The sequence below is a fragment of the Acinetobacter johnsonii genome, from assembly GCF_048551975.1.
GTDB classification, from domain to species: Bacteria; Pseudomonadota; Gammaproteobacteria; order Pseudomonadales; family Moraxellaceae; genus Acinetobacter; species Acinetobacter johnsonii_A.
Window position 1 is genome coordinate 1 of record NZ_JBIMCF010000007.1, and the last position, 25,794, is coordinate 25,794.

The following is a 25,794-nucleotide window of genomic DNA, read 5'->3' on the forward strand; positions in this document are numbered from 1 at the left end:
ACTCAGAAGTGAAACCTCTTAGCGCTGATGGTAGTGTGGAGTTATCCATGTGAGAGTAAGTCATCGCCAGCTCATTAATTCTAAATCCCCCTCCGCTAATCGCTGAGGGGGATTTTTTTATGCAAGGAATGCTGAAAAATTTTAGAAAATAAAAAGATTGGCTAAAAAATGGTTTTTAAAATTTAATAGGCTTCGTTTTTCACTTAAATTTGATTATTTATCACTCACTAAAAGAGATCATAACTAAGTCTGCGAATATATTTTGAGTAATTCGAATAGCTATTCCATCAATATTCATTGGACAAAAGAATGACTATATTTAACTCGTGATTATACAAAATATGTCAAAACAGGTTCTAATATGTTCAATAAAAAAGAAACCCCGACATCCTGTCGAGGTTTCTTTGTATTTCAGTGCTTAGATATAACTCCTGTCATATCTCACATCCTGATTATTGTTGTTTTAAGTTTGGGAAACGTCCTGTTTCCTGATTTGTTTAATATATTTGGTAAACTGTTTTAAGGCTAGTGGTCGCTTTCCTCAGTATTTGTAAGCTTTGACTTACACAGATTCATCTTGTTACCAAAGCGGATAACCTTGTACTTATGATTTCTCTACAATCAATGGTGATCGTGCATTTAATGGGGAAGGCAATGTTGAGAAAAAAAGCTTTTTGTTTGTTGATGACAGTGAGTGCATTTTTTGGATTAATGGCATGTCACGCACAAAGACCAGCGGAGTCAGCAGCACATGAACAACAGGACAGTTTTGCTTCTTTAGGCACATCTATACAGCTAAAGCGTATTGCTGAATTTAATGAGCCATGGGCATTAGCGGTATTGCCTGATGGGCGATTATTAATTACTGAAAGATCAGGACAGTTGATTTTATTTAATCCTATAGATCAGACAAAGACTCTCATTAGGAATATACCTAAAGTGGCTTATGGTGGTCAGGGCGGATTAGGTGATATTGTTTTACATCCTGAGTTTGCACAAAATCATCAAATTTATCTTAGCTATGCAGAAGCAGGGCAAGATGGTTATGGTGCGGTTGTGATTCGTGCTGATTTGAATTTAGATCAGACACAGCCAAAATTAGATAACCTTAAAACGATATGGAAACAAGTACCCAAGGTGCGCGGGCAGGGACATTATGCACATCGAATATTATTTGATAGCGCAGGTAAATTATGGATTAGTTCGGGAGAACGGCAAAAGTTTGATCCTGCACAAGATTTAACATCGAACCTTGGAAAAATGATTCGTTTGAATGATGATGGTTCGGTTGCCTTAGATAATCCATTTCAGGCGCAGGGGGATATCGCAAAACAAATATGGAGTTTGGGGCATCGTAATCCTTTAGGAATGGCTTTGGATGCCAAAAAACAACTTTGGGTGGTTGAGATGGGCCCTAAAGGTGGGGATGAACTCAATTTAATTCAAAAGGCTAAAAACTATGGTTATCCAATCGTTTCGAATGGTGATCATTATAGTGGTTTGAATATCCCTGACCACGCCACGCGGCCTGAGTTTGAAGCGCCGACATTAGATTGGACCCCTGTGATTTCTCCATCGAGTTTGATTTTTTATACGGGACAGAGGTTTCCAAAGTGGCAGGATAAAGCCATCATTGGCGGGCTTTCATCTGAAGCATTAATTATTGTAGACACCACAGCACAGCCAGTAAAAGAAATCCAACGGATAGATATGAAAGAACGTATCCGTGGTTTACAACAAGCGAAAGATGGCAGTATTTGGGTGATTGAGGATGGGAAACATGCTGATTTAATTCAGCTACTTTCACATTAATCACCCGAACAGAGTGTTGCTAAGAAAGATGGTCTTAAAGCGCAGCATGTTGATCGGTGTTAGCGGCAGTGTAAAAATGACCCCCTAATGGCATTTAAAAACTGACCCCCTTGGTTAATATAGCGGTCATTTTGAACTGTTCAATCTGAGCTTTATTGCTAGAGCAGAAAATGTGGTGTTTCTGGGGGCTAGCGGAGTAGGAAAAACGCATTTATCTATGGCATTAGGCTATAAGGCCATCATGAACAACATTAAGATCAAGTTCATTACCGCAGCGGATTTAATGCTGCAACTGAGTACAGCCTATCAGCAAGGTAAACTGAAAACCTATATGCAACGTGCGGTACTGGGACCAAAGTTACTGATTATGGATGAAATTGGTTATTTACCGTTTGGACGTGAAGAAGCGAATCTGTTCTTTAATGTGATTGCCAAGCGTTATGAAAAAGGCAGTACGATATTGACGAGTAACTTACCCTTTAGCCAGTGGTCCAAATCCTTTGCAGATGATGTCACGTTGACCGCTGCGATGTTAGATCGGTTATTGCATCACTGTCATGTGGTACAAATATCGGGTGAGAGTTATCGTTTGAAGGATAAAAAAAGAATAGGGATTCAGCCCCAGGTTGAAACTTAATACGAGATCAAAGGGGTCAATTTTACTTTGCCATTTGTAAGGTAAAAGGGGGCAATTTTAGAATGCCGTTGACAGAATCGGCATTGAAGACATTGGCTTGGATCTGCATCAGTTTTCGTTATCATTGTTTGCCATTCATCCGCCAATGGTCAATTTTAATATTATCGATCAAGGCGACATCCCCTTTTTGCCATTGGAGCAAGAGTGCATCGTGATATAAGGCTTTAAAGAAGTGTTGTTTTTCCTGATCGGTCCATTCAATTTTTTCACCTTCATGGGTGAAAAGTTCCCATGACAGCTGTATGCAATTAGCCGTGGGGTCTAGTTGAAGCTTTCCTCACTTCTTAAAGCTTTTTTGTGCAGCTTGGTGGGCAAAAGCGTTGGTATTGTTTGCAAAAGCCCACGGCTAGATCATCAACTTTTGCGTGTTCGGCTGTATGACAACGAAAGGTGAGCGTTTTAAGGTCAGTTTGCTTTCTTTATTTGGTTGTTTGTTGAAATGAAAGGGCTTTTTGTTTAATAGCAAGCGATCAAATAGATTGACTTTACGTGTTGAAATATAAGAAAAATGATTCCATGCGCCTAAGTATTTTTATTGTACGCTGACTGGAAAATGGGTCCAAATTTTTTCGAGGTTATTAAACCCTGTTTCGAGTAAGTAGTCCGCAGGTTCTTGGCAAAACAAGGCAATATTACGTGAGCGGGTCGAATGTAGGTAACCTTCGACATGTGGACCTTGAATTGAGTTTTCAATAGAGCCTAATTCTACCGTATTGCAGTTGAGGTAAGGTCTATCATCACCTGTACGATTCTCGCTATATTTACGCATGAAACAGGCAAACCAACCTGATTTTTTATGCGCAAATGTATGCCAAGGTTCAAGCTGAAAATGATGTTCGATCAACTCATGAAATTCATAGTGACGTTGTAATTTAAAGCCACGAAATAATAAGATGCCGTACTGATGCAACTCTTGCATAAGTTCTGTGCGATAGACTCTAACATAGGCGACTAGAGCATCTACATCTGTATATTCATATTCGGAGGCAGCGACATAAATTTTGCAATAATCATTTAAAAGTATGGTGTTTAGTTGCATGTGAATGGTCTCTATTTTTGTTTTTTTAATTTATTGTATTGGACTGAAGCATTTTGGCTAAAGCGGCAAATGTTCAGTGGGCGAGAGTATAAGGTGTAGTGAGAGTGCCAGATGTAATATTTCGTTGTACAGAAGAACATACCGACAAATGTTGAAAGCCTTAATATTTGATGGATTTACTTTATGGACTAGCGCTTAAATATGTACGTTGGACGCAAGTGATCATTTTTTAAATTTCACATGCATTTATATTTGTTTTATATGATTATTTTATGAATTTTTAATTGAGATAGACATCCAAGTAGACCAATTTAGTTTGTATTCACGAGCTTCTTCTAAAGTATTGAAGCATATAAGAGGTTCGTTAATATCTGATCGTGATTTGGGCTTTTAGAGAAATATTGAGCTAATAATCACTACAATTAAAAAGCCCTCGACATCCTGTCGAGGGCTTTTTAAATTCTTTCAAGCGGTATAACTCCTGTCCTACCGATCAGCATCCTACTGTGTATGTTGTTATTTTTGTTTTTCATCTGAGACATCCTGTCTCTGTATGGTTTAACTATAGCGTTGATGTTTATTATTGAAAAGCCGACAAATACTTAAGTTAATGTAAGCAATAGCGTACAGAAAAATCTCATGCTTATGCGCTGACATATTTAATGAGTTTATCAATTCCTGCTTTTAGATTCTTCTCATCAAAAGGATTTGGTTCAAAGTCTTCGGTTTTATTGCGAGAAAAAATATCTCGAATTTCAACCACCGCATTGGTATCGACCAGACCGAGCTGAGTACCGACTTGGCGAATTTGGTCGATGGAGCGTGAGCCATTGGTACCACCATAACTGATATAGGCCGCAGGTTTACCTTGCCATTCTTTGCCTAAGTAATCCAAGGCATTTTTAAGTGCAGGGCTATAACCATGATTGTATTCGGGGCTAATGAAAATAAAGGCATCACCTTGGGCAATGTGGTCAGCCCATGCTTGTTGTTTGGGTTGATCATAAATCCCTGTCATTGGGGGATTTGCACCTGAAAAAATCGGTAAATCCCACTCTTTTAAGTCGACCAATTCGAGTTGGACCGTATTGAGCCCAAGTTTTTCAAAGCTTTTTTGTACCCAACGTGCAACTTTAATGGCTGTCCGACCTTCGCGCACACTGCCTATAATGACCTGAATTTTCATCAAAAATCCTTTGGAAAATAAATGTGATTACGCTACGGTAGTATGAAAATTAGGCTTTGCATAGATTGAATATGTATCCGATCGACAAATGTTTGAGGCATTAAAAAAGCCCCCGAAGGAGCTTTAGCTGACACACAGACAGTCGATCTGTGTTTTTACATAATTTTAATGCCTTGTTGGCCTGCAGGCGTCACTTTGAAGATTTCAACTTCAAAGGTAATATCTTTACCTGCCAATGGATGGTTAAAGTCGACTTCGGTGATGTCATCACCTACAGTTTTAACCACACCATAAAGACTTTGTTTGGCTTTGTCTTCAAACTCGATCATGTGCCCTTCAATAGGACGCTGTTCAAATTTGACCGTATCAAACTGTTGTACGTTTTCAGGATTCCACGGGCCAAAAGCATCTTCTGGTGGTAGGCTCACTGTACGACGGTCGCCAGCACGTAAACCAAACAGTGCTTTTTCAAAACCAGGCAGTAAGCTGCCATCACCCATTACAAGGCTTACAGGCTCTTCACGGCTACGTGTGTTATCAATTTCTACGCCATTTTCAATGCACACAGAAAAATGTAACTCTACTTTTGAACCTTCGCTTACGCGAGTTTCTTCATTGGGATTAATAAAATCAGTCATGGTTTACTTCGGCACGTTGGATACGGTTTTTTTCGAGAAAAAAGGTATCGATCAACAAAAGGATCGTTCCTAGTGTAATCGCACTATCTGCAATATTAAACGCAGGAAAGTGGCTGTTTTGATAATATAAATGAATAAAATCAACCACATAGCCTAATGTTACACGGTCAATTAAATTCCCTATAGCACCACCTAAAATAAGGGCAATCGCGATGGGCAGCACTTTCACGGTTTTGGGCATACGCATCAGCCAAAACAGAAAAATGACAGACACAATACCTGCAAGGGAGGTAAAGAAATAGCGTTGCCAGCCGCCCGCATCGGACAAGAAACTAAAGGCTGCGCCATAGTTATGCAATAAAGTCCAATTTAAAAAGGGCAGGACTGGTACTGGATCTGCATAATTCAGATGGGTACTGGCAATCCATTTGGTCCATTGATCTAAGATAATCGCTAGAATCGCCAAACCTACCCACACCAAATTGTGCGGATAGAATTGGAATAAGCCCTTTTTATGTTGTGGGTTAGGCATACTTTCTCTCTTCGCCTTGGCCTGTAGGAAGGTTGATAATACAACGACCACATAGACCTGGATGTGTAACATGTGTATTCACATCTGGCAGAACATGCCAGCAGCGTACACATTTTTCACCATCAGCCGCCGAGACTTGCACATTCAGACCTGCCAGATCAGAGGCTTCACCTTGAGTTGCATCGAATGCATTGACCAAGACTTGTGAAGTGATCATAACAAAGCGAAGTTCATCATCTAAACGATCCAGTACGTCTTTGAGTTCTGCATCTGCCCACAGTTCAACTTTGGCTGAGAGATTTGAACCCACGATTTTCGCGGTACGCGCAGTTTCGATGAACTTGTTCACCGCAGACTTCACCGCAATCAGCGTTTGCCAATCGGCTTCAGACAACAAGTTTGCTTTTGAAGCCACAGGAATGTCATACCATTCCGCAGTGAACACGTATTTCTCAGTTTGCTCTGGAATAAGAGGCCATGCTTCTTGAGCGGTAAAGCTCAAAATTGGTGACATCCAACGTACAAAGGCTTGAACCAAATGATACAGCGCAGTTTGAGCTGAATGGCGCGCTTGTGAATCGGCTTTGGTGGTGTACTGACGGTCTTTGATGATGTCGAGGTAGAAACCACCCAAGTCGTTGATACAGAAGTTGGTCAGCGTATTGGTCACGATATGGAAGTTCATATCTTCATAGGCTTGCTGAATGGTTTTCTGTACATCTGCTGCACGTTGCAAGATGTATTGATCAAGTGCGATCAATTGATCTACAGGCAGTGCATCCGTCGATGGTTTGAAACCATTCAAGTTCGCCAATAAGAAACGCAAGGTATTACGAATACGGCGGTAGCCATCTGATGCACGGTTAAAGATTTCTTTACCAGCAGTCATTTCATAACGGTAATCGGCTGATGCAATCCAGAAACGTAAGCCGTCTGCACCCATGTCTTTAATGATGTCTTGTGGGGTGATGATGTTGCCCAAAGATTTTGACATCTTACGGCCTTTTTCATCCACCACGAAGCCATGAGTCAGTAAGCCTTTGTACGGCGCACGTTCATTGATCGCAATCGAGGTGAGCAATGAAGACTGGAACCAACCACGGTGTTGGTCTGAACCTTCAAGGTATAAATCAGCAGGATCGGTGAGTTCTTCGCGTTCACGCAACACGGCATAGTGCGTTGTGCCTGAGTCGAACCACACGTCTAAAGTGTCACGCACACAGTTGTACTGTTCCGCTTCATCCCCGATAAAGTCTTTCGCTTCACGGTTATACCAAGCGTCAATCCCTTCTTGTTCGATCAATTTCGCGACTTCTTCGATCAACTCGGCTGTGCGCGGATGGAGTTCGTTGGTGTCTTTATGCACGAAGAATGGGATTGGCACACCCCACGTACGTTGACGTGAGATACACCAGTCTGGACGACCTTCGATCATGGCTTGAATACGGTTTTTACCCCAATCCGGCACAAAGCTAATCCCGTTTTCGATCGCATTTAAAGCGTTTTGACGAAGACCTTGTGCATCCATGCTGATAAACCACTGTGGGGTCGCACGGAAGATAATCGGTGTTTTATGGCGCCAGCAGTGTGGGTAGCTATGTTTGATCGGTTGATGTGCCCATAAGCGACCAACTGCATCCAAAGCTTCAATGATTTTTGGATTGGCTTTGTAGATGTGCTCGCCTGCAAAAATCGGTGAAGTTGGTAAATACACACCATTACCACCCACTGGGTTTTCAACTTTTAAGTTGTACTGTAAGCCAACTTTATAGTCGTCTACACCATGGCCAGGTGCCGTATGTACCGCCCCTGTACCGCTGGTTGCAATGACATGTTCACCTAAAATCACAGGCACTTGGCGATCGGTCAGTAACGGGTGTTGTAATAATAGGTTTTCGATTGCTGAGCCGTTAAAATCAGCGAGAACCACAGGGTTTTCAAGCTTATAACGCTCAACTGCCGACTCAACTAAGTCTTTAGCTAAAATAAAGTTTTGCACGCCACGGTCGGTGCTAACTTGAACTAGTTGATAGTCAATTTCAGCATGAACGGCAACCGCTTGGTTTGCAGGCAAAGTCCAAGGCGTGGTGGTCCAAATTACGATATCTGTTGCAGCGTCTACGTTGAGATTTAAACGTGCGCTTAAGTCTTTTAAGTCGACAACCGTAAAGCCAACGTCAATCGCGTCAGATTTTTTATCTTCATATTCCACTTCGGCTTCAGCCAAAGCTGAACTACAGTCTAAACACCAATTCACTGGTTTAAGGCCTGGTTCGATATGGCCTGCTTTTGCAATCGCGCCAACAGAGCGCACAATGTCCGCTTCCTGCTTAAAGTTCATGGTCAGGTAAGGGTTATCCCAATCACCAAACACACCCATACGCACAAAGTCTTTCTTTTGCAGTTCAACTTGGGTGTAAGCATATTCACGGCAGGCTTTACGGAAAGTAGAGGCATCCACCTTCACGCCCACTTTACCGACTTTCTCTTCTACTTTCAGTTCAATCGGAAGGCCGTGACAGTCCCAACCTGGTACATAAGGGGCATCGAAGCCGTCGAGAATACGACTTTTAATAATGATATCTTTTAAAACTTTATTGACCGCATGACCCAAGTGAATTTGGCCATTTGCATAAGGAGGGCCGTCATGCAGGACATATTTTTTCTTGCCAATACGCGACGCGCGAATCTGCTGATAAATGTTGTCGGCATACCACTCTTCTAACCATTTTGCTTCACGTACCGCAAGGTTTGCTTTCATGGCAAATTCGGTACCTGGGAGGTTGAGTGTGGCTTTATAATCCACTGCATTTTCAGTAGTTTGCTTATCGCTCATGCAAGATGTCTTCCAATTTAATCAGCGGCTCGGCTGACGCGTTTTACATAAAATTGATTGGTATTTAAAAGGGAAATGTGGGGGTGTTTTGGCGGAACTCAAGCAGTTTCACCACATCATCATCAATTCCCGCTTTTAGTGCTTCCAGCGAAGGGTAGTTCTTTTCACCATGTAAGTAGTTCAAGAAAGTGACCCGCATTAACAAGCCATACAGATTAGCAGAAACATCAGGGAAATGTACTTCTAATCGCCATTCTGGCTGTGCTTGTTTAATGGCTGGACGTGTTCCGACATGACCCGCACCAAAAAGCGCTGAATGGTCATATCCTGCAACCCCTAATCGATCAGGGTGGTCTGCTTTCACTTTGTCGCGTAAAGACGTGGTTTCACACATCACATCTACACCATAAATGCCGTTTAAACAGGGTTTATGTCGGTTTAAACGTACATTAATGGTTGGAAAATCAAGGGTTCGGCCAATTTGGTCGCCATATTGTACCCGACCCGTAATGCTATAAGGGCGCCCTAATAACTGAGCAGCCAGCGCCAAGTCCCCTGCGGCCAGTGTTTGGCGAATCCGAGTTGAACTGACGCGTTCACCTTCTGCGAGGATGGTTTCTAGATTGTGGACTTGAAAACCATAGTTTTTGAGAAATTCGCTGTTGCCTTGGCGGTTTTTACCAAAGTGAAAGTCATCGCCTAAAACCAAACTTTGGGCATTGAGTTTTTCTTTTAAAATATCGGCAAATTGTTCTGCACTTAAACTGCGGAAGCTGTTGTCAAATTTCGCGACCGCAATATAGTCCACACCCAGCTCAGTTAAATATTCGACTTTTTCACGCAATGATGAAATACGCGGTGGAGCATCATAACCTTTAAAAAATTCAAGTGGTTGAGGCTCAAAAATCATCACCACTGTTTTTAGATTTTGTTGTTTTGCAACGGCTTTGAGCTGATGAATCATGGCTTGATGACCCAAATGCACCCCGTCAAAATTACCGATAGTGACAGCAGTTTTTTCTAATTGGGTATGTGAAGGCAAAGCATTTAGACGGAGCAGCTTCATGGGCAAATCAAGTGCTTGGAATTAAGAACGGCTTATATATTGCCATATTCTTGGGCATTCGTCTTGTGGTTGTTTTTTGACAACGCAAAATTTAGTGCAAAGTATACTTATATTAGTTTTATTGATTTATTTAATATAAATTAATCAATTTTTCTTATTTATAAATTTAATTAGTATAAATGTAGATTTTAAATGAGGTCGGACTCATGCAAAAACCATTTACACAACTTGGACAGCGGCAAAATCTGATCCGTCAATTCACCCCCAACTGGTTCACTGTCAGTATGGGAACAGGTGTTGTGGCATTAATTGTATCAGAGTTTCCGATGTTAAAGGCATTCACATGGCAACTCGGCACAGGGCTGTGGTATTTGAATATTTTACTGTTCGTACTTTTTAGTGTGCTATATGGCTTACGTTGGGCATTTTATCCGCACGAAGCCAAACAGATTTTTCAACATCCAAGCATGAGTCTATTTTTAGGGACGATCCCGATGGCGCTGGCCACCATCCTCAATGGCTTTTTAAAGTATGGTCAGCCTATTTACGGCGACACAGCTGTACAGATTGCTCAAACGCTCTGGTATGCCGATGTGGTCTTGGCGCTCTTGGTGGCGTGGGCAGTTCCTTTTGCCATGTATCGACATCAGGAGCATGCTTTACAGCAGATGACCGCGGTGTGGTTATTGCCGATCGTGGCCTGTGAAGTTGCAGCCAGCAGTGGTGGTTTATTGCTGGGGCATTTGGCAGAAGATACTCACGCCGTTACGATTTTATTGGGTAGTTATGTGTTGTGGGGTGTTTCAGTATTACCCGCCTTTGCAATTTTAACGATTTTAATGTTGCGTTTGGTCTTACATAAATTGCCTGAAAAAGAGTTGGCGGTCAGCAGTTGGTTGGCTTTGGGACCGATAGGCACTGCTGCTTTGGCATTATTGGTTTTGGGGCATCAGGCACTGATGCTGATGGCGAATTTGGGCTTAGCACAACTGGGTCAGTTATTTCATCAGGCAGGGATTTTAGCCAGTTTAATCCTGCTGGGTTTTGGACTGTGGTGGTTAGGGATTGCGGTACTGACGACTTTGCACCATGCCAAACAGGACTTGCCGTTTAATCTGGGCTGGTGGGGACTGACTTTCCCATTGGGCGTATATACACTGGCGATCTTAACTCTAGCCCAACAACTCAATTTGGCCTTCCTTTATGCTGTTGGTTATGCTTTTGCAGCCATCCTGATGTTGTTATGGAGTTTGGTCGCAACCAAGACGGCACAGGGTTTTTATCAAGGTCATTTATTCTTTTCACCCTGCTTAAAAACCTATTTAGAACAGCAGTATAAATGAGCTCTACAATCCTTTCAGTTCAAAGCGTCATCTGGTCTTATACACTTTGGTGTAGCAGAGACCAGAGGCGCTTTTCTTTCGGATCGATTTGTTTTCTAATGGCACGAATGAAGTCTGTTATTTGAGTATTTTATGTCGGATGTTGCACTAATCATGGCTTTGCCGAATGAGTCTAAAGGATTGTTTGAGCAAGCAGGGATTGAAGTCCATTACAGCGGTATTGGTAAAGTCAACGCGGCCTATAAAGCATTTGAAGTGATTCAAAAAACAGGCTGTAAAATCCTGATTAATTTAGGTAGAGCAGGCAGTACGTATTTTGATAAGCACGAATTGGTCGAAGTCTCTCAATTCGTACAACGAGACATGGATGTCTCTCCACTCGGTTTCGCTGTCGGTTTTACCCCATTTGACACCAAGCATCCTGCGGAAATTCATTTAGAACCTTTTTTCCAACACCTCCGCACTGGCATCTGTGGAACAGGGGATAGCTTTGAAACGGGTGAACCCAAAGTACCGTGTCATTTGGTTGATATGGAAGGATATGCGCTGGCAAAGGTCTGTAAAAAACAGGGTGTCCGTCTGATTTCGGTCAAATATATTTCAGATGGTGACAACGACACTGCGCATTTGGACTGGGAAGACAATTTGTTATTGGGAGCTCAGAAATTATTAGCATTATTTGAAAGTATCTGAGGCTTTGATTCTGTCTTTTTCAATTCGGCGACCATAGAGTGCTATGGTCGTATGCCAAAATTACTCAGCTTTGAATAATGCAGACGGTGTTCGCGGGATCACCCCATACAGCATCATATGCACGGTATGTTGAATGACTCGTTGTTGCATACTGCGGTTACGTAGAGTTTTACCTGTCACCATTTCCATTTGCGTGGCAAAGTCAGCATAGTTTTGTGTTAAGGCCCAAATGTTGAGGATTAACAGCTCAGGGTCTATTTCAGTTGAAATTTTACCTTGCTCTTGCCAATTGCTAATGACTTTTGCTTTACGTTTGACCAACTTCTTTAAAGGCCCTTTGAGGATTTCCAAAATATGCGGCGCCCCTTGGATCACTTCTAAAGCAAACAAGCGAGATGCTTTTGGTTGAGTCCGAGAAACCTCAATCTTTTGCAATAAGTAGTTGGTGATCGCTTCTTCCGGCTCTAAGTCAGCTTCTAACATTTGTAGTGGGGCTAACCATTTTTGTAAAACCGTCGTTAAAACTTCAACGTACAAAGCTTCTTTATTTTCATAGTAATAGAAAATATTTGATTTGTGCATTTCAGCAATCTGTGCGATTTCATCTAAGCTTGCTCCATTAAATCCATAGAGCGAGAAGACGTCTAGTGCAGCATTCAGCAGCTGGTTGCGTTTTTGAGTACTCTTTTTCTGTTCCATTCTCTAATTTAAAAAACAATAAAAAGGGGGAAGGACAAATTGTACGGCAAATCATCAGATTTGTGCACAAAGTGGAAATTTAATTTTTTGAATAATGATCATTTATTCTGTAGATTGACCCTTAAAGTGCGATAAATTCTAAAAGTTGTCCAATAAAATATAATTATATAAAAACTATTTTGTCTAAACTATATGAAATGATTCAATGTGAAGTGGTATTTTTTGATAAAAATAACGTGAAATTTATTACATTATTTAAACTAAAGTATGCTTAAGTGATATGAAAGTCTTTAGCTTTTTTTACTGAAATTTAGCATAAAAAATCCTTAGCACCTCAAGCTAAGGATTTTTTAGTCAACTTATGTGGCTAAAACGGCATTTAACACCTGCTGTTCAAGGGTATTGAACTGCATATCTTTGACGCGAGGGCGGGGTAGACCGACTTGAAACTCTTTGGCAATATGGCCACGGTCTAGCAAAATAATCCGATCGGCCAGTTGAACGGCCTCACTAACATCATGGGTGACTAATATGGCGGTAAAGCCTTGTTCCGTCCATAATTTTTCAATCAAATTCTGCATGTCTAAGCGGGTTAAGGCATCGAGTGCTCCCAAAGGTTCATCGAGCAATAAAATCCGTGGTTTATGCGATAAAGCCCGTGCCAAAGCGGTCCGTTGACGCTGTCCCCCAGAGAGTTGCGAAGGCCAAAGTCCCGCTTTCTCTTTGAGTCCGACTTTTTCTAGCAGACCCAAGGCAGTGGCATGTTGTTGTTTCGGCAACCCCAGTTGTACGTTTTGTTCAATGGAGCGCCATGGTAACAGTCGTGGATCTTGGAACATGACCCGTATATCGTCTGCGTTAATCCCTTCGCGGAGGTGTCGTGCGGACTTAAACTTAATTTCGCCGTAGCTTTGTTGTTCTAAGTTGGCAATCAGGCGCAGGAGGGTACTTTTACCACAACCACTGCGTCCAACAATGGCTAAAAACTCACCCGGCTGAATATGTAGATCTAAGTCTTCAAGGACTTTAACTGAACCATAAAACTTATGCAGTTGTTCGATAATAATTTCGGCCCCAAGCACCGCTTGAGGGTTAATGTCTTGATTGTGATTTGGCGGCGATGGAATATTGGCGTGGCGACCAAGGCTTAAATCAGTCATCTCAAACTCCTTATTTTTGGTATCCTGCATGCCAGCGCAGCAGGTATTTTTCTAATGTGACGGCCAGTACATCAGCCAATTTTCCAAGTAGTGCATACAGTAAAATCCCCACCAAGACGATGTCGGTCTGTAAAAATTCACGTGCATTCATGGTCATATAACCGATGCCGGCTTGGGCTGAAATGGTTTCGGCAACGATCAGCAGGACCCATACCAAACCCAGTGAGAAGCGTAGACCGACTAAAATAGAAGGCATCGCACCCGGTAAAATAATTTCTTTATACAGTTCCCAACGGGTCAAACCATAGCTTTTCCCCATTTCAATGAGTTGTGGATCTACCGAACGTATGCCGTGATAGGTGTTGATGTAAATGGGAAAAAACACCCCGACCGCGACCAAAAACAGCTTAGCGGTTTCATCAATCCCGAACCATAAGATCACCAACGGAATAAGTGCCAGTGCAGGAATATTTCGGATCATCTGTAGAGTGGTGTCGAGCAGAGTTGACGCCGTTTTCGATGAACCATTTAACAAACCCAGAAATAGACCTAGACCCCCACCCACCAATAGGCCGAGTAAGGCACGGCCTGCACTGACTTGCACATGCTTCCATAGTTCCCCACTCAGTAGCAGGTGCCAAAAAGCGCTAACCACCGCCGTTGGTGCAGGTAAAATCCGACTTTCTAAAAGTCCCGTGCTGGAGGCAATTTGCCAAAGCACAATCAAGCCGATAGGAAAGAGCCAAGGCAGCAATAGCTGCCCTAACTGAGTTCCACGTGAAACCTTTTCTTGCTGGAGGGTTCGCACTGAAACGATTTTGGACATTAGGCAGGCTCCTGAATGACTTTTGTTTTTTTGTTTTCATCGGGTGTGTAGTTGTTTGCCACAATCTCACCAAACGGGCCTGTTAAATTTGGTTGTGCTAACTTTGTTTGAGTTTCAAGCGGCAGGAGTGGAAACACCAACTCGGCAAAACGAATCGACTCTTCAAGATGTGGATAGCCTGAGAAAATAAAGGTGCTGATGCCCAAGTCGGCATATTCTTGAATACGGGCTGCAACCGTTTCAGGGTCACCGACCAATGCCGTACCTGCACCCCCACGAACCAGACCTACGCCTGCCCAAAGGTTTGGGGACACTTCAAGTTTGCTGCGGTCACCATTGTGTAGTTCAGCCATGCGACGTTGACCGACCGAGTCCATGCTCTTAAATTTGGCCTGTGCCGCAGCAATGGTGGCATCATCGACATACTGGATGAGCTCTTCCGCCGCTTGCCATGCTTGTTCATTGGTTTCACGCACAATCACATGCAGACGAATACCATAGTTGAGCGTACGACCTTTGGCTTCAGCTTTGGCACGGACAGTGTCAATTTTGTCTTTAACTGCAACAGGGGGTTCGCCCCATGTGAGATAAGTATCGACCTGATCAGTTGCTAGCTCGATGGCATCATCCGATGAGCCGCCAAACCAAAGTGGAGGGTAGGGTTGTTGCACCGGTGGATATAGAAGTTTGGCATCATCTACCTTTAGACGCTCGCCGTGAAAGGTAAAGCTTTCACCTGTATGGGAGCGGGTTAAAATCTCACGCCAAATTTTGACGTATTCATTGGCAGTTTTATAGCGAGTGGAGTGGTCTTCATAAACGCCATCACCTTGCAGTTCTTTTTCATCGCCACCTGTCACCAAGTTCAATAAAACCCGACCATTGGAGAGACGGTCAAAGGTGGCTGCCATCCGTGCAGCCAGTGCCGGAGTGGTCACGCCTGGACGCAGTGCAACTAGGAATTTTAATTTTTTTGTGGCATCAATCAGGCTGGCTGCGGTCAACCATGGGTCTTCACATGAACGACCTGTTGGAATCAGTACGCCTTCATAACCCAAATTATCCACGGCAACCGCAATCTGTTTCATATAGGCATGGTCCACTTGACGAGCACCTTTGCTGGTACCTAAGTAGCGACTGTCACCGTGAGTTGGGATAAACCAGAAAATTTTCATTTTAAAAAATCCTTAGATAGAGTCGTTTAAGGTTTGCTCGGTGCAACCCAAACGGTACTTTGAACTTGAATGTGTTTCGGAATGAGCTGGACTTGTTGGAACAAATCCGCAATTTGTTGTTGGGCTTGCACCACTTTAGGCGTCAGGGTTTGAATCGGTGAAGGCTTCAGACGTTTGTCGATGACGCGTTGGGCAATAGAGGGCTGTAAACCTGTACTTTGGGTATAGACCGAAAGTGCCTGTGCTTGGTTTTTTAGCACCCATTGATCGGCCTGATTCAGCCCGTGAATGAACTGAGCGGTGGCCTCAGGATAAGTCTGAATGAACTTGGGGTTGCCAATATAAAAAGAATAGGTTTGCGGAAATGCCGTGCCATCAATCAAGACTTTGGCCTGTGCATCCAGCTCTGCTGCACTGAGGTAGGGTTCCCAAATGGCCCATGCATCTATGGATTGTTTATCAAACGCGGCACGTGCATCCGCAGGGGGCAGCCAAATTGGTTGAATGTCCTGCCAACTGAGTCCTGCTTTTTGTAAGACTTTAGCCAACAACTCATGTGCGCTTGAACCGCGTTGTACCGCAATCCGTTTGCCTTTTAAGGCCTGTACTGAATCAATGGAACTATTTTTAGCAATCAACAGCGCTTGAGCATTCGCCGGAACCTGTTCATAGCCGACATAACTCAGCTCTTTGTCAGCAGCTTGAGCAAAGATCGGTGGGGTATTGCCCACAGAGCCAAAATCAACTGCACCGACGGCCAAGGCTTCTAACATTTGTGGGCCAGCGGGGAACTCTTTCCATTCAATTTTTGCTTGAGGAAATTGCTGCTCAAATAATTTTTGCTCACGCGCGACCAATAGGTTCAAAGACGACTTTTGGTAGCCAATTGACAGGGTTTTAACTGGAGCTGTTGCCTGTTTTTCTGGCGTGTTCGGTGCTGCTGTGTCTTGCTTTTGGCATGCCCCGAGTCCAAGACTCAAGCTAACGATGCCAATACTGGAAACTGTTTTCAGTGTTTTCATAATGATCTCTATATTTTTATTTAATAATGGCAGCGTCAATATTCAGCTTGTTTGGAATGAGTTTTTGTTGATAGAAAGCATCGGCAACGTACTGCTGTTTTTTTGCGACTTCGGTTGAAATGGGTTGAACGCCAAAGCCCATACGACCAATCGAGGTTTGTAAAATGTCTAAAGACAAGCCCGTCGGTTTTTCTAGCAATTGGGCTGCCTGTTGTTGATTTTGTTTGACCCACTGTGTGGTGGTGTTGAGTTCATTGACGACCGTTTTTAAAACTTCTGGATGGGTTTCGGCAAATTTACGATCGGCCAAATAGAACTGATGATTACTCACCAAGTTTTCTCCCGTAGCAATCACACGTGCCGAAATTTGATGTTCCGCGGCCGCAAAGAAGGGATCCCAAATGACCCAAGCGTCGACTGCACCACGTTCAAATGCGGCACGTGCATCTGATGGCGGAAGATACACCGCTTCAATATCAGAAAGTTTCAGGTTATTCGCTTCTAATACTTTGAGTAGCAGGTAATGCACATTTGAACCTTTGTTGAGTGCAATCCGTTTGCCTTTCAAATCTTGAATGCTCTGAATCTTTGAGTCTTTTTGTACGATCAGTGCTTCTGCTTTAGGTGCAGTAGGTTGGTTGGCAATGTAAACCAAGTTCGAATTTGCAGCTTGTGCGAAAATCGGAGGCGCTTCACCTGCTTCACCAAAGACCACACTGCCGACATTTAAACCTTCGAGGAGTTGTGGACCTGCAGGAAACTCGACCCATTTGACTTGGACATTTTGTGCTTTAAGCACCGTTTCTAAAGTGCCACGCTCTTTGACGATGGGCAAAATGCCATATTTTTGAAAGCCAATATTCAGTGTGACGGTTTCAGCTTCTTTTTTCCCACATCCAGATAACATCATGGCACCCACGACTGCTGCAGAAAGAACGCTTGTTTTGATCCAGAACTGTGCTCGAGAAGTGCTCATGTGTTTCATAACTCCAAATAAATATAAGGTGAGTCAGTTGGTGAACACATACGCTAATGGGCATTTCTTTTCAGAAAAAATAAGAAATCGGGCTTTAGACATGAAAAAAAAATATAAAAACAAAAGTGCAAAACTTATGCAAAAAACAGCAATATAAAAAACATAAAATATAAAATTTATTGAGATTAACTGATTGATATTTATTATTTAAAAGGTATTTTTGTTTTTGGAATAAGCTTAGTGTTTCATTAAATATAGATTTGAGCGATTTTTGCGGTGTTTTCTAGATAAAGATATGAGAAATAAAGATATCCATAATCCTGCAAAAGCCACTTAAAGTGGCTTTTTAAAGACGAGTGAGTTGCGTTGATAGTTGTATAAGGCTTGGCGTGCATTGGGAAGTTCATCGACATTGGCCGTTTCAAAGCCATGTTCTAAGAACCAATGAGCAGTGCGTGTGGTTAGTACAAACAACTGTTGAATGCCCATACTGCGGGCTTTGCTTTCGAGATAATGCAAAATTTGGCTGCCACGATTAGATTTGCGATAGCTAGGATCGACTGCGACACAGGCAATTTCGGCACTGCGGATTTCACCCTCTGCCGCTGGCAGTGGATAGAGCGCAGCACAGGCCAAGATCATGCCATCACGTTCAATCACCGCAAATTGGCCAATTTCGTTTTCAAGACGTTCACGTGAGCGATAAACCAAAATGCCTTCTTCTTCAAGTGGGCGTAATAGGTTAATCAGTCCGCCGACATCTTTAATGTTGGCCATACGGACTTCTTCATAATGGGCATCGGTAATCATGGTGCCGGAACCATCACGCGTGAAGAGCTCCTCAACCAAGGCACCATCATAAGCATAGGAAATCAGATGGACACGATGGACGCCATCCGTCGAGGCTTTTTTGGCACCGCGTAAATGCACGGCAATGTCTGGATTCGAATCTTGGTATTTCTCAATTTGTGCATCGAGCTTGTGTGGCGAAATTTCGCGTTGCAACTGACCATGTTCATTGAGCAGACCATGTTGTTTGCCCAAGAAAATCAGTTTGTCCGCTTTAAGATGAATCGCTGTGCGGGTCGCCACTTCTTCAGCCAGCAGATTGAATACTTCGCCTGTGGTGGAATAGCCAGTTGGCCCGAGTAGCACAATATTGTGATTATCCAAATGGCGTTGAATGGCATCGGTATCGACCGTACGAACTTCGCCGGTTAACTGAAAATCGACCCCATCGCGAATGCCATAGGGCTTGGCTGTAACAAAATTCCCTGAAACTACATCAATACGTGCGCCATACATCGGTGAATTGGCCAGTCCCATAGACAGTAAGGCTTCAATTTGCAAACGAATTGAGCCTACCGCATTCATCACGCAACTTAGTGATTCTCGCGTGGTCACGCGGCGATGTTGATGAAATGGCGTTTGTAGTTGGCTTTGTTTTAAGTTGTGGTTGATTTGCGGACGCGCTCCATGCACCAAGATCAGGCGAATCCCGAGTGAATGCAGTAAGGCAATGTCGTGAATAATATGTTGAAAGTTATCATGCTGAACGGCTTCACCATCGAACATAATCACAAAGGTTTTATTACGGTGAGCATTGATATAAGGCGCAGAATGTCGAAACCAATGCACATACTGCAAAGTTGTACTGTGATGTGTTTCGATGGAATTTGCGTGCATGCCTGTCTCAAAATGAACTGCTTAGCATGATTTTAATCAAAAAATGCAGAAGAGGAAGTCTTAAATAGAAAAACACCTGAAGCAATGTTCAGGTGTTCGATCGGTTTTGCGACACCAGCCAGAATTAACCGATAATACGTAGGATACGGTTATTGCGTTCATTGACTAAAACATAGTCACCATTGACCTTATACCATTGTTGGTAGCGTCCAGTGTTGGGTAGGCGACGTGCTTCGCGGTCACTGACATGGTAACGCGATGAGTCATAGCCTCGTGGCAAGGTTTGACCTGAGCGCCAGTCACGGCTTGGGTTAACATCTTTGTTTTGGTAGCGATTGTCATTGTCCCAACGACGGTCATCGCGATGATCCCAGCGCGAGTCATGAGCATGCGCGCGGTCATAGTATTGTGGTGCTGCCATTGCAGATGTGGCCATGAGCGCGCCTAAAGAGAGTGTGATTGCAGTCAGAATTTTTTTCATTGCTTTCGTCCAGTATGAGTCTTGTTTCGATCATTCAAAATTAGCGAATAACTCTAGAGAAAGCGTGAGGGCTATTTAGGTGAATTGTGAAATGTATGAAGAGACTGAGGAGATTGTTGTTTTTCTGCAATGCTTGCAAACAAAAGCTTTGGCAGATAAAAAACCTGAAACAACGCCTTCCATGCTGTGCCTGACTGTGGTCTCTTAAGAGGAGTATGCAGTCGTACTAAAGCGGGTGAAAGGGTGTTGATTCAGGTCTCAAGAATAATGTCGAGGAGTTGTACAAAATGAAGCGCAGATTAAAGCCCCATAATGCGCAGAATATTGTTGCTGTCTGCGTCGACTAAGATGTAGTCATTGTTGATTTTGTACCACTGCTGGTTTCTGTTTGGCTTTGGAAGATTATGGTCTTTATATTCGACTTTATAACCGTTACCACGGTAATGCTGTGGCATGACATAACCTTGTTGCCATTTATGCTGTTGTAAACGTTTGACACCGCGCTCTTCGCGCATACGTCGACGATCTTGCTGATCGTCATTAACTGATTCGCGAAAGTCACGTCCGCGTGGCTCATTGCCATAGCGTGGATGATCGTGGTCAAACTGAGGGGCAGCAGTACTGAGACTGCTTGCCATCAAAGCACTGAAAGAGATTGCCAATACTGTCAAAATCTTTTTCATGTTGAATCCTCATTAAGGTAATTTCATTCTTTCCTATAATGTACGAAAAAAATGCAGAGAAACTGTGAAGATGAATTGGGTATTTATTAACAAATGCAGAGATATTAAGAAGATTATGCCCAATTCTAAGCCTGAATTAAATCATCAATTGCGCTAAAGTCCAAAGCAAACAGTCTGTATCTTCTGATTTTTGACTCATTTTGAGGGCTCAGATCTCCCTTTGTCAAAGAACGCATAGTGCATTATTTAATTCCACTGCTGCGTTAGATGTTGTAATGAACGGATTGAATGAACCACCGCTTCAGCTTGTTTGGCATCCTCTAAAGCACAAATCAGGCTTTCGGGGAGTTGTAAATTATGGATATGACGAATGCTGTCATGTTTACGTTGCAAATCAGCCATGCTGCATCCTTATTTTCAATTCTTGATCAATCAGAATGATAAATAGGAAATATTGATCTTAAAAACCGAATATTTTTATTAAAATAATTTAAAAATACGATTTAAAATATCCAACTAGCCAAGCTGAGTTTTCAAATTGGCTGATTCGGCTTAACTAACTGTGCGAAATTCTCCATCTATAATCTGTGATTTAGATGGAGATGGATAGCACGACTTTTCGTTATTCAGGTCTTTCTTGATTTTTTATATATTCCCGAATTACATCAATTGTAGCCCCGCCTGTTGTAAGTAGACAGTATGCTCTCGTCCAAAGTACAGGCTTCCAATAATACGGTTTTAGTTCTTCCTCAAATTCTTTGCGTATCAGTCGGCTTGACACTGTTTTTAGATTGTTAATGAATTTGCTTGGCATGATATTCGGGTGCATTTCTAGTAATAAATGAATGTGGTCAGCTTCACCATTAAACTCAAGGAAGTCAATCTCCCAATCGGCACAGTTCTTTTTTACGATTTCTTCAAGCCGATTGAGCATTTCATTTGAAAGGCATTTCTTGCGATATTTTGTTACTAACACTAAATGATATGTGAGCTTATAAACACAGTGATAATGTGATTTCATTATATTTACACTAAGTAATTGATTTGTTAAATTATAACCATGAAACAACCTTTTTTGAAAGCGTATAAATATCGCATCTATCCAAATTCTCAACAGAAAGTGCAGTTTGAAAAGCACTTCGGATGCACTCGCTTTATTTTTAATTGGGCTTTAGCTCTTCAAACCAAAGTCCATTCAGAAACTCAAAAATTATTATCAAAAAAGGATATTCAAGACCAATTGGTTGCAATGAAGAAGCAACCTGAATTTGAATGGTTGAATGAAGTAAACAGTCAATCACTTCTTAGTGGATTACTTCACCTGCATACTGCTTATAACAATTTTTTTCAGCGATTGAAGAAAGGCAAGATTGAATTCAGGAAAATTAAAGGCTACAAGTCAAAACCTGATGAAAAACGCCCATTGAGTCATATTGTTGGCTATCCACGCTTCAAATCCAAGAAAGTACCTCAACGGTCTTATCAATGCCCTCAGCACGCAACGGTGAGCTTTGAGCATGGTTTACTACATCTACCTAAAATTAAAGGGATAAAAACTGTATTTAGTCGGACATTTGATGGGAAAATTAAAACTGTCACCATTAGCAAAACAGCAACAGGTAAGTATTATGCTTCTATCTTAGTTGAGTCTGAGTTAGAGCTTGTTGCACCAACAACAGTTCAACCCGATCAAACTATTGGAATTGATATGGGTTTGAATCACATGCTCATTCAATCTAATGGTGATAAAGTTGAAAATCCAAGACACTTACGGCAGGCTCAAAACCGCTTAGCTATACAGCAAAAGATATTTGTCCGAAAACAGAAAGAATCTAAGAATTATCAGCGTCAAAAGTTAAGTGTTGCATTCATCCATGAAAAAGTGCGTTTGCAACGCTTAGACCTACATCATAAACTAACGCATCACTTGATCTGTGAAAACCAAGCGACCACGTATGCAGTAGAAGATTTAGGAATTAAAAACATGGTAAGGAATCGAAAATTAGCGAAGTCTATTTCAGATGTAGCTTGGGGTCAATTTCTTACGATATTGCAATACAAGGCAAAATGGTTTGGCAAGAATATTCTACAAATTGGAAGATTTGTTCCAAGTTCAAAAACTTGTTCTTGCTGTGGCTATAAGATGGAAAAGTTACCGCTAAGTGTCAGATTGTTTGAATGTCCAAATTGCAATTTGGTTGAAGATCGTGATGTGAATGCGAGTATAAATATCCGTAATTTCGCTTTAGCTGATGCGCTAGGGCTTCGTGCTGTGTAAAGAGTTCCTATGCCACAATACTTGTCAGCGCAAGTGTGGCATCGAAAGGTGTAATCAATTTGATTGCATAGGTCGCACAAATTCCCCCACCATAACTCTTAGTTTGGTGGTGGGAGTATGTCAATAGGCGTAGTTGAGGTCGGTATAATCAGTCAATGATTTCTGTACATGCGCTTGGATAAATTCACGTACATCGGCTGCAGTCATCGGTTCACCATTTTTGCTGATGGCATGCTCAATGTCGGGCTGACCGTCAATTTTGATGCGATAAACAAAGCTTTTCTTTGCTTTATATTGTTCATCATTCTTAGCAATGACCGTGACGTAGTGATAGCTATGTTCAAAGTTCAAGTCGGTATGGGCAAAAACAAACTGGTCGAAAAGTTTAAGTGTGGCGCCATTTTCCAGGGCTTGAAGTTCCTCCACAATACTGGCTTCAAACTTCATTCCATATTTTTCTGAAATCGGCTGTTGGTCAATCAACAGGCTAACCATACCATCTTCAGTGGGTTGTACAGTGATGTTACTCAAGTCCGTCATGGCATATGCTTCAAAAATGGAGTTGGGCATCAGTATCCGCAAAAATTGAAAAAAGACAACCTTTTCTGAACTTGAGATCATGTTGCAGATGACTAAGCTTCAGTTTGACGCATAAAAAAAGGAAGCCGAAGCTTCCTTTTGAATGACACATTTTAGTCTTGTGCATCAATACTTTGACCATTCATATGTAAACTATCATCGCCCATTAGGTACAGATAGGCAGGCATGATATTTTCAGGTGTTGGCAATGTTTTTGGATCTTCATCGGGATAGGCTTTGGCACGCATTGCAGTGCGGGTCGCCCCCGGATTGATACAGTTAAAGCGGATATTCGGTGAGGTATTTTCTTTGGCAAACAGTTGGCTGACCGCTTCAATCGCGATCTTAGACACAGAATATGCGCCCCAACGTTCACGTGTTTCACGTCCGACACCTGAGCTGGCAAAAACCACGGAAGCATGCTCAGATTTTTTCAGGAGTGGCATTAGCTCTTGAGTCATAACGAATGGCGCACGCAAGTTGACGGCCATGACATCATCCCAGACATCGACAGGATAATTTTCCAGTTCTGTGCGTTCACCTAAAATACCCGCATTATGCAAAATGCCATCTAGGCGCCCAAATTGGCGCTCTAAAGTGTCGACCAATAATTCATAATCACGAGGAGAGGCGCTCGACAGCTGCAAGGGTAAAATTGCAGGTTGCGGCGCACCTAAGCCTTCAATTTCATCATAAATGACTTCGAGCTTATTTAAGGTACGTCCATGCAGCACCACAGTTGCGCCGTGTAGGGCATAACTTAATGCAGCAGCACGACCAATACCATCGCCCGCACCTGTAATTAAGATGATGCGATCTTTGAGCAGATCGGGGCGAGGTTGATATTCTGAATATTTCATCATTACCTCCTCGTTATTTTGATTTTTTAATTGTGATCAAGTCAGTGAGTTGGACGGTGTAGTTTGACTCACAAGAGACTGAATAACATCGTCCAATTCAGCCACAGTCTTCACTATACAATCTGCTTGCCACGCTGTTAAGTCATCTTTGTGCGCGAATGGTAAATAACCATAAGCCGCCAAAATGGTATACATCTGCGCGTTACGACCCGCATCGATGTCACGTGGATGATCGCCAACATAGATACAGTCTTGAGGTGCAATCGCGATGTGCTTGGCAGCCAAATACATCGGCTCAGGATCAGGCTTGGTCTGTGAGACATCCTCTGGGCAGACTAAAACCGCACAGCGCTCTGTCAAATTCAGCGCATCTAATAATGCTTCACTGAGCCAGCGCGGTTTATTGGTGACGATGCCCCAAGGAATCTCTTGGCTTTCAAGTTTTTCAAGTAGCGGATACATGCCTGAAAACAGGTCAGTATGTACTGCGATATCGGCACCGTATGTATCTAAAAAACGCTGACGATGTGCAAGAAAAATTGGGTCTTCGACGGCAAGTTCTGGATAAACCAATTTCACCATCGCCCGTGCACCTTCAGAGACTTGGCTGCGGATCAGGTCTGCATCGACCACAGCGACGCCTTTTTCACGGCACATGTCTTGAATAATGCGAATAAAGTCGGCGGCAGTGTCGATCAGTGTGCCGTCAAGGTCGAATAAGACGGCTTTCATGCAGCACCTTCTTTGACGGTATAAACCATGTAATTGACATCGACATTCGGCGCTAACCAATAGCGTTTGGTCAAGGGGTTGTAATGTAAACCCGTCATGTCTTTCAGTTTGAGCCCTGCACCGCGAATATCATGTGCCAGTTCTGAGGGCTTAATGAATTTTTGATAATCGTGGGTGCCTTTGGCTAACATGCGCAGTACATATTCAGCGCCAATAATAGCAAACAGGTAGGCTTTGGGATTACGGTTAATGGTGGAGAAGAATACATGACCACCTGGTTTCACCAGTTTATGGCAGGCTTCAATGATTGATGCAGGATTGGGTACGTGTTCCAACATTTCCATGCAGGTCACGACATCGTATTGTCCTGCTTGTTCTTCTGCGAGCTGCTCCACTGGAATTTGGCGATATTCAATATGCTCAACACCTTCTTGTTCTGCATGTAAACGTGCCACATTCAGCGGAGCTTCGCCCATATCAATGCCGAGCACATTTGCACCACGACGTGCCATACTTTCAGCTAAAATTCCGCCACCACAGCCGACATCAAGAACTTTTTTTCCACTGAGTCCACCTGCATGTTCATCAATCCAGTTTAAGCGCAGTGGATTGATCATATGTAAAGGGCGGAACTCCGAGTGCTGATCCCACCATATGGCAGCAAATGCTTCAAATTTGGCAATTTCTTGTGGATCAACATTCAGTTGCGACATCGTCGGCACCTCAATTTAAGTCATGATATTTAAAACGTTCAATAGGGCTTAGTGTAGCGTTTATTCTAGAAAAAGCGATAAA

The 25,794-nt window shown here is 42.7% G+C and carries 25 protein-coding genes and 1 pseudogene; 5 read left to right on the forward strand and 21 right to left on the reverse strand.

What is annotated here, in order from left to right; all coding sequences use genetic code 11:
- Positions 1–654: 654 nt before the first annotated feature.
- Positions 655–1,812, forward strand: coding sequence for a PQQ-dependent sugar dehydrogenase (locus tag ACG9ZB_RS07565; protein ID WP_419325210.1), 1,158 nt, complete (start codon positions 655–657; stop codon positions 1,810–1,812).
- Between the two features lie 133 nt (positions 1,813–1,945).
- Positions 1,946–2,449: pseudogene (istB, locus tag ACG9ZB_RS07570) on the forward strand (IS21-like element ISAba8 family helper ATPase IstB); the annotation flags it as partial.
- Positions 2,450–3,041: 592 nt separating this feature from the next.
- On the opposite strand, the gene ACG9ZB_RS07575 reads toward istB, so the two are convergent.
- From ACG9ZB_RS07575 to ribF, 6 genes are all read right to left on the reverse strand, one after another.
- On the reverse strand, positions 3,042–3,548 hold the full coding sequence (locus tag ACG9ZB_RS07575; RefSeq protein ID WP_419325211.1) for a hypothetical protein: 507 nt from the start codon (positions 3,546–3,548) through the stop codon (positions 3,042–3,044).
- Positions 3,549–4,191: 643 nt separating this feature from the next.
- Positions 4,192–4,734 carry an NADPH-dependent FMN reductase gene (locus ACG9ZB_RS07580; RefSeq protein WP_058868583.1) on the reverse strand — a complete coding sequence of 181 codons (543 nt, stop codon included), beginning with the start codon at positions 4,732–4,734 and terminating at the stop codon, positions 4,192–4,194.
- 155 nt (positions 4,735–4,889) lie between these two features.
- Positions 4,890–5,372 carry an FKBP-type peptidyl-prolyl cis-trans isomerase gene (locus ACG9ZB_RS07585; RefSeq protein WP_004684162.1) on the reverse strand — a complete coding sequence of 161 codons (483 nt, stop codon included), beginning with the start codon at positions 5,370–5,372 and terminating at the stop codon, positions 4,890–4,892.
- On the reverse strand, positions 5,365–5,904 hold the full coding sequence (lspA, locus tag ACG9ZB_RS07590; RefSeq protein ID WP_419325212.1) for a signal peptidase II: 540 nt from the start codon (positions 5,902–5,904) through the stop codon (positions 5,365–5,367). Before lspA ends, ACG9ZB_RS07585 begins: the two co-directional genes overlap by 8 nt.
- A complete protein-coding gene (gene ileS, locus ACG9ZB_RS07595) occupies positions 5,897–8,740 on the reverse strand; it encodes an isoleucine--tRNA ligase (RefSeq protein ID WP_419325213.1) in 2,844 nt (947 codons plus the stop codon). The genes lspA and ileS overlap by 8 nt, the downstream gene beginning before the upstream one ends.
- A 64-nt stretch (positions 8,741–8,804) precedes the next feature.
- Positions 8,805–9,806, reverse strand: coding sequence for a bifunctional riboflavin kinase/FAD synthetase (ribF, locus tag ACG9ZB_RS07600; RefSeq protein ID WP_419325214.1), 1,002 nt, complete (start codon positions 9,804–9,806; stop codon positions 8,805–8,807).
- Between the two features lie 206 nt (positions 9,807–10,012).
- Between ribF and ACG9ZB_RS07605 the strand changes: the two genes are divergently transcribed.
- Positions 10,013–11,149, forward strand: a complete 1,137-nt coding sequence (locus ACG9ZB_RS07605; RefSeq protein WP_419325215.1) for a TDT family transporter — start codon at positions 10,013–10,015, stop codon at positions 11,147–11,149.
- 132 nt (positions 11,150–11,281) lie between these two features.
- Positions 11,282–11,842, forward strand: coding sequence for a 5'-nucleosidase (locus tag ACG9ZB_RS07610; RefSeq protein ID WP_419325216.1), 561 nt, complete (start codon positions 11,282–11,284; stop codon positions 11,840–11,842).
- Between the two features lie 60 nt (positions 11,843–11,902).
- On the opposite strand, the gene ACG9ZB_RS07615 is transcribed toward ACG9ZB_RS07610, so the two are convergent.
- The 11 genes from ACG9ZB_RS07615 to tnpA form a co-directional block, all read right to left on the reverse strand.
- Complete coding sequence (locus ACG9ZB_RS07615) at positions 11,903–12,541, reverse strand: TetR/AcrR family transcriptional regulator (protein WP_419325217.1); 639 nt, start codon at positions 12,539–12,541, stop codon at positions 11,903–11,905.
- 359 nt (positions 12,542–12,900) lie between these two features.
- Positions 12,901–13,701, reverse strand: a complete 801-nt coding sequence (locus tag ACG9ZB_RS07620) for an ABC transporter ATP-binding protein (RefSeq protein ID WP_419325218.1) — start codon at positions 13,699–13,701, stop codon at positions 12,901–12,903.
- A gap of 10 nt (positions 13,702–13,711) precedes the next feature.
- Entirely contained in the window at positions 13,712–14,527 is an 816-nt protein-coding gene (ssuC, locus tag ACG9ZB_RS07625; RefSeq protein WP_419325219.1) for an aliphatic sulfonate ABC transporter permease SsuC, read from the reverse strand.
- Positions 14,527–15,702 carry an FMNH2-dependent alkanesulfonate monooxygenase gene (gene ssuD / locus ACG9ZB_RS07630; protein ID WP_234954847.1) on the reverse strand — a complete coding sequence of 392 codons (1,176 nt, stop codon included), beginning with the start codon at positions 15,700–15,702 and terminating at the stop codon, positions 14,527–14,529. Before ssuD ends, ssuC begins: the two co-directional genes overlap by 1 nt.
- Positions 15,703–15,728: 26 nt before the next feature.
- Positions 15,729–16,724, reverse strand: coding sequence for an aliphatic sulfonate ABC transporter substrate-binding protein (locus ACG9ZB_RS07635; protein ID WP_419325220.1), 996 nt, complete (start codon positions 16,722–16,724; stop codon positions 15,729–15,731).
- 16 nt (positions 16,725–16,740) lie between these two features.
- Positions 16,741–17,700, reverse strand: a complete 960-nt coding sequence (locus tag ACG9ZB_RS07640) for a sulfonate ABC transporter substrate-binding protein (protein WP_419325221.1) — start codon at positions 17,698–17,700, stop codon at positions 16,741–16,743.
- Positions 17,701–18,033: 333 nt separating this feature from the next.
- Positions 18,034–19,386: an amino-acid N-acetyltransferase gene (gene argA / locus ACG9ZB_RS07645; RefSeq protein WP_178929027.1), complete on the reverse strand. Its 1,353-nt coding sequence runs from the start codon at positions 19,384–19,386 to the stop codon at positions 18,034–18,036.
- A 124-nt stretch (positions 19,387–19,510) separates the two neighbouring features.
- Positions 19,511–19,867, reverse strand: a complete 357-nt coding sequence (locus ACG9ZB_RS07650) for an RcnB family protein (RefSeq protein WP_419325222.1) — start codon at positions 19,865–19,867, stop codon at positions 19,511–19,513.
- A gap of 299 nt (positions 19,868–20,166) precedes the next feature.
- Positions 20,167–20,550 (reverse strand): RcnB family protein, encoded by a 384-nt coding sequence (locus tag ACG9ZB_RS07655; RefSeq protein WP_419325223.1) that lies wholly within the window; start codon positions 20,548–20,550, stop codon positions 20,167–20,169.
- A gap of 246 nt (positions 20,551–20,796) precedes the next feature.
- Positions 20,797–20,952 (reverse strand): hypothetical protein, encoded by a 156-nt coding sequence (locus ACG9ZB_RS07660; RefSeq protein ID WP_419325224.1) that lies wholly within the window; start codon positions 20,950–20,952, stop codon positions 20,797–20,799.
- Positions 20,953–21,172: 220 nt separating this feature from the next.
- Entirely contained in the window at positions 21,173–21,571 is a 399-nt protein-coding gene (tnpA, locus tag ACG9ZB_RS07665; RefSeq protein WP_419325225.1) for an IS200/IS605 family transposase, read from the reverse strand.
- Positions 21,572–21,610: 39 nt separating this feature from the next.
- Here tnpA and ACG9ZB_RS07670 point away from each other — a divergent pair, with 39 nt between their 5' ends.
- Positions 21,611–22,828 carry an RNA-guided endonuclease TnpB family protein gene (locus ACG9ZB_RS07670; RefSeq protein ID WP_419325226.1) on the forward strand — a complete coding sequence of 406 codons (1,218 nt, stop codon included), beginning with the start codon at positions 21,611–21,613 and terminating at the stop codon, positions 22,826–22,828.
- A 120-nt stretch (positions 22,829–22,948) separates the two neighbouring features.
- On the opposite strand, the gene ACG9ZB_RS07675 is transcribed toward ACG9ZB_RS07670, so the two are convergent.
- The 4 genes from ACG9ZB_RS07675 to ubiG all read right to left on the reverse strand — a co-directional run bounded on the left by ACG9ZB_RS07675 (position 22,949) and on the right by ubiG (position 25,712).
- On the reverse strand, positions 22,949–23,368 hold the full coding sequence (locus ACG9ZB_RS07675; protein ID WP_026056511.1) for a hypothetical protein: 420 nt from the start codon (positions 23,366–23,368) through the stop codon (positions 22,949–22,951).
- A 152-nt stretch (positions 23,369–23,520) separates the two neighbouring features.
- Positions 23,521–24,267: a YciK family oxidoreductase gene (locus tag ACG9ZB_RS07680; protein WP_005401600.1), complete on the reverse strand. Its 747-nt coding sequence runs from the start codon at positions 24,265–24,267 to the stop codon at positions 23,521–23,523.
- A 36-nt stretch (positions 24,268–24,303) separates the two neighbouring features.
- Entirely contained in the window at positions 24,304–24,999 is a 696-nt protein-coding gene (locus tag ACG9ZB_RS07685) for an HAD family hydrolase (protein WP_419325227.1), read from the reverse strand.
- Complete coding sequence (gene ubiG / locus ACG9ZB_RS07690; RefSeq protein WP_094148627.1) at positions 24,996–25,712, reverse strand: bifunctional 2-polyprenyl-6-hydroxyphenol methylase/3-demethylubiquinol 3-O-methyltransferase UbiG; 717 nt, start codon at positions 25,710–25,712, stop codon at positions 24,996–24,998. The genes ACG9ZB_RS07685 and ubiG overlap by 4 nt, the downstream gene beginning before the upstream one ends.
- Between the last annotated feature and the right edge of the window lie 82 nt (positions 25,713–25,794).

Excerpts from the sequence above, each read along its gene's own strand:
- ACG9ZB_RS07565 (WP_419325210.1), top strand. The coding sequence starts at position 655 with ATGTTGAGAAAAAAAGCTTTTTGTTTGTTGATGACAGTGAGTGCATTT.
- ACG9ZB_RS07575 (WP_419325211.1), bottom strand. The coding sequence starts at position 3,548 with ATGCAACTAAACACCATACTTTTAAATGATTATTGCAAAATTTATGTC.
- ACG9ZB_RS07580 (WP_058868583.1), bottom strand. The coding sequence starts at position 4,734 with ATGAAAATTCAGGTCATTATAGGCAGTGTGCGCGAAGGTCGGACAGCC.
- ACG9ZB_RS07585 (WP_004684162.1), bottom strand. The coding sequence starts at position 5,372 with ATGACTGATTTTATTAATCCCAATGAAGAAACTCGCGTAAGCGAAGGT.
- lspA (WP_419325212.1), bottom strand. The coding sequence starts at position 5,904 with ATGCCTAACCCACAACATAAAAAGGGCTTATTCCAATTCTATCCGCAC.
- ileS (WP_419325213.1), bottom strand. The coding sequence starts at position 8,740 with ATGAGCGATAAGCAAACTACTGAAAATGCAGTGGATTATAAAGCCACA.
- ribF (WP_419325214.1), bottom strand. The coding sequence starts at position 9,806 with ATGAAGCTGCTCCGTCTAAATGCTTTGCCTTCACATACCCAATTAGAA.
- ACG9ZB_RS07605 (WP_419325215.1), top strand. The coding sequence starts at position 10,013 with ATGCAAAAACCATTTACACAACTTGGACAGCGGCAAAATCTGATCCGT.
- ACG9ZB_RS07610 (WP_419325216.1), top strand. The coding sequence starts at position 11,282 with ATGTCGGATGTTGCACTAATCATGGCTTTGCCGAATGAGTCTAAAGGA.
- ACG9ZB_RS07615 (WP_419325217.1), bottom strand. The coding sequence starts at position 12,541 with ATGGAACAGAAAAAGAGTACTCAAAAACGCAACCAGCTGCTGAATGCT.
- ACG9ZB_RS07620 (WP_419325218.1), bottom strand. The coding sequence starts at position 13,701 with ATGACTGATTTAAGCCTTGGTCGCCACGCCAATATTCCATCGCCGCCA.
- ssuC (WP_419325219.1), bottom strand. The coding sequence starts at position 14,527 with ATGTCCAAAATCGTTTCAGTGCGAACCCTCCAGCAAGAAAAGGTTTCA.
- ssuD (WP_234954847.1), bottom strand. The coding sequence starts at position 15,702 with ATGAAAATTTTCTGGTTTATCCCAACTCACGGTGACAGTCGCTACTTA.
- ACG9ZB_RS07635 (WP_419325220.1), bottom strand. The coding sequence starts at position 16,724 with ATGAAAACACTGAAAACAGTTTCCAGTATTGGCATCGTTAGCTTGAGT.
- ACG9ZB_RS07640 (WP_419325221.1), bottom strand. The coding sequence starts at position 17,700 with ATGAGCACTTCTCGAGCACAGTTCTGGATCAAAACAAGCGTTCTTTCT.
- argA (WP_178929027.1), bottom strand. The coding sequence starts at position 19,386 with ATGCACGCAAATTCCATCGAAACACATCACAGTACAACTTTGCAGTAT.
- ACG9ZB_RS07650 (WP_419325222.1), bottom strand. The coding sequence starts at position 19,867 with ATGAAAAAAATTCTGACTGCAATCACACTCTCTTTAGGCGCGCTCATG.
- ACG9ZB_RS07655 (WP_419325223.1), bottom strand. The coding sequence starts at position 20,550 with ATGAAAAAGATTTTGACAGTATTGGCAATCTCTTTCAGTGCTTTGATG.
- ACG9ZB_RS07660 (WP_419325224.1), bottom strand. The coding sequence starts at position 20,952 with ATGGCTGATTTGCAACGTAAACATGACAGCATTCGTCATATCCATAAT.
- tnpA (WP_419325225.1), bottom strand. The coding sequence starts at position 21,571 with ATGAAATCACATTATCACTGTGTTTATAAGCTCACATATCATTTAGTG.
- ACG9ZB_RS07670 (WP_419325226.1), top strand. The coding sequence starts at position 21,611 with ATGAAACAACCTTTTTTGAAAGCGTATAAATATCGCATCTATCCAAAT.
- ACG9ZB_RS07675 (WP_026056511.1), bottom strand. The coding sequence starts at position 23,368 with ATGACGGACTTGAGTAACATCACTGTACAACCCACTGAAGATGGTATG.
- ACG9ZB_RS07680 (WP_005401600.1), bottom strand. The coding sequence starts at position 24,267 with ATGAAATATTCAGAATATCAACCTCGCCCCGATCTGCTCAAAGATCGC.
- ACG9ZB_RS07685 (WP_419325227.1), bottom strand. The coding sequence starts at position 24,999 with ATGAAAGCCGTCTTATTCGACCTTGACGGCACACTGATCGACACTGCC.
- ubiG (WP_094148627.1), bottom strand. The coding sequence starts at position 25,712 with ATGTCGCAACTGAATGTTGATCCACAAGAAATTGCCAAATTTGAAGCA.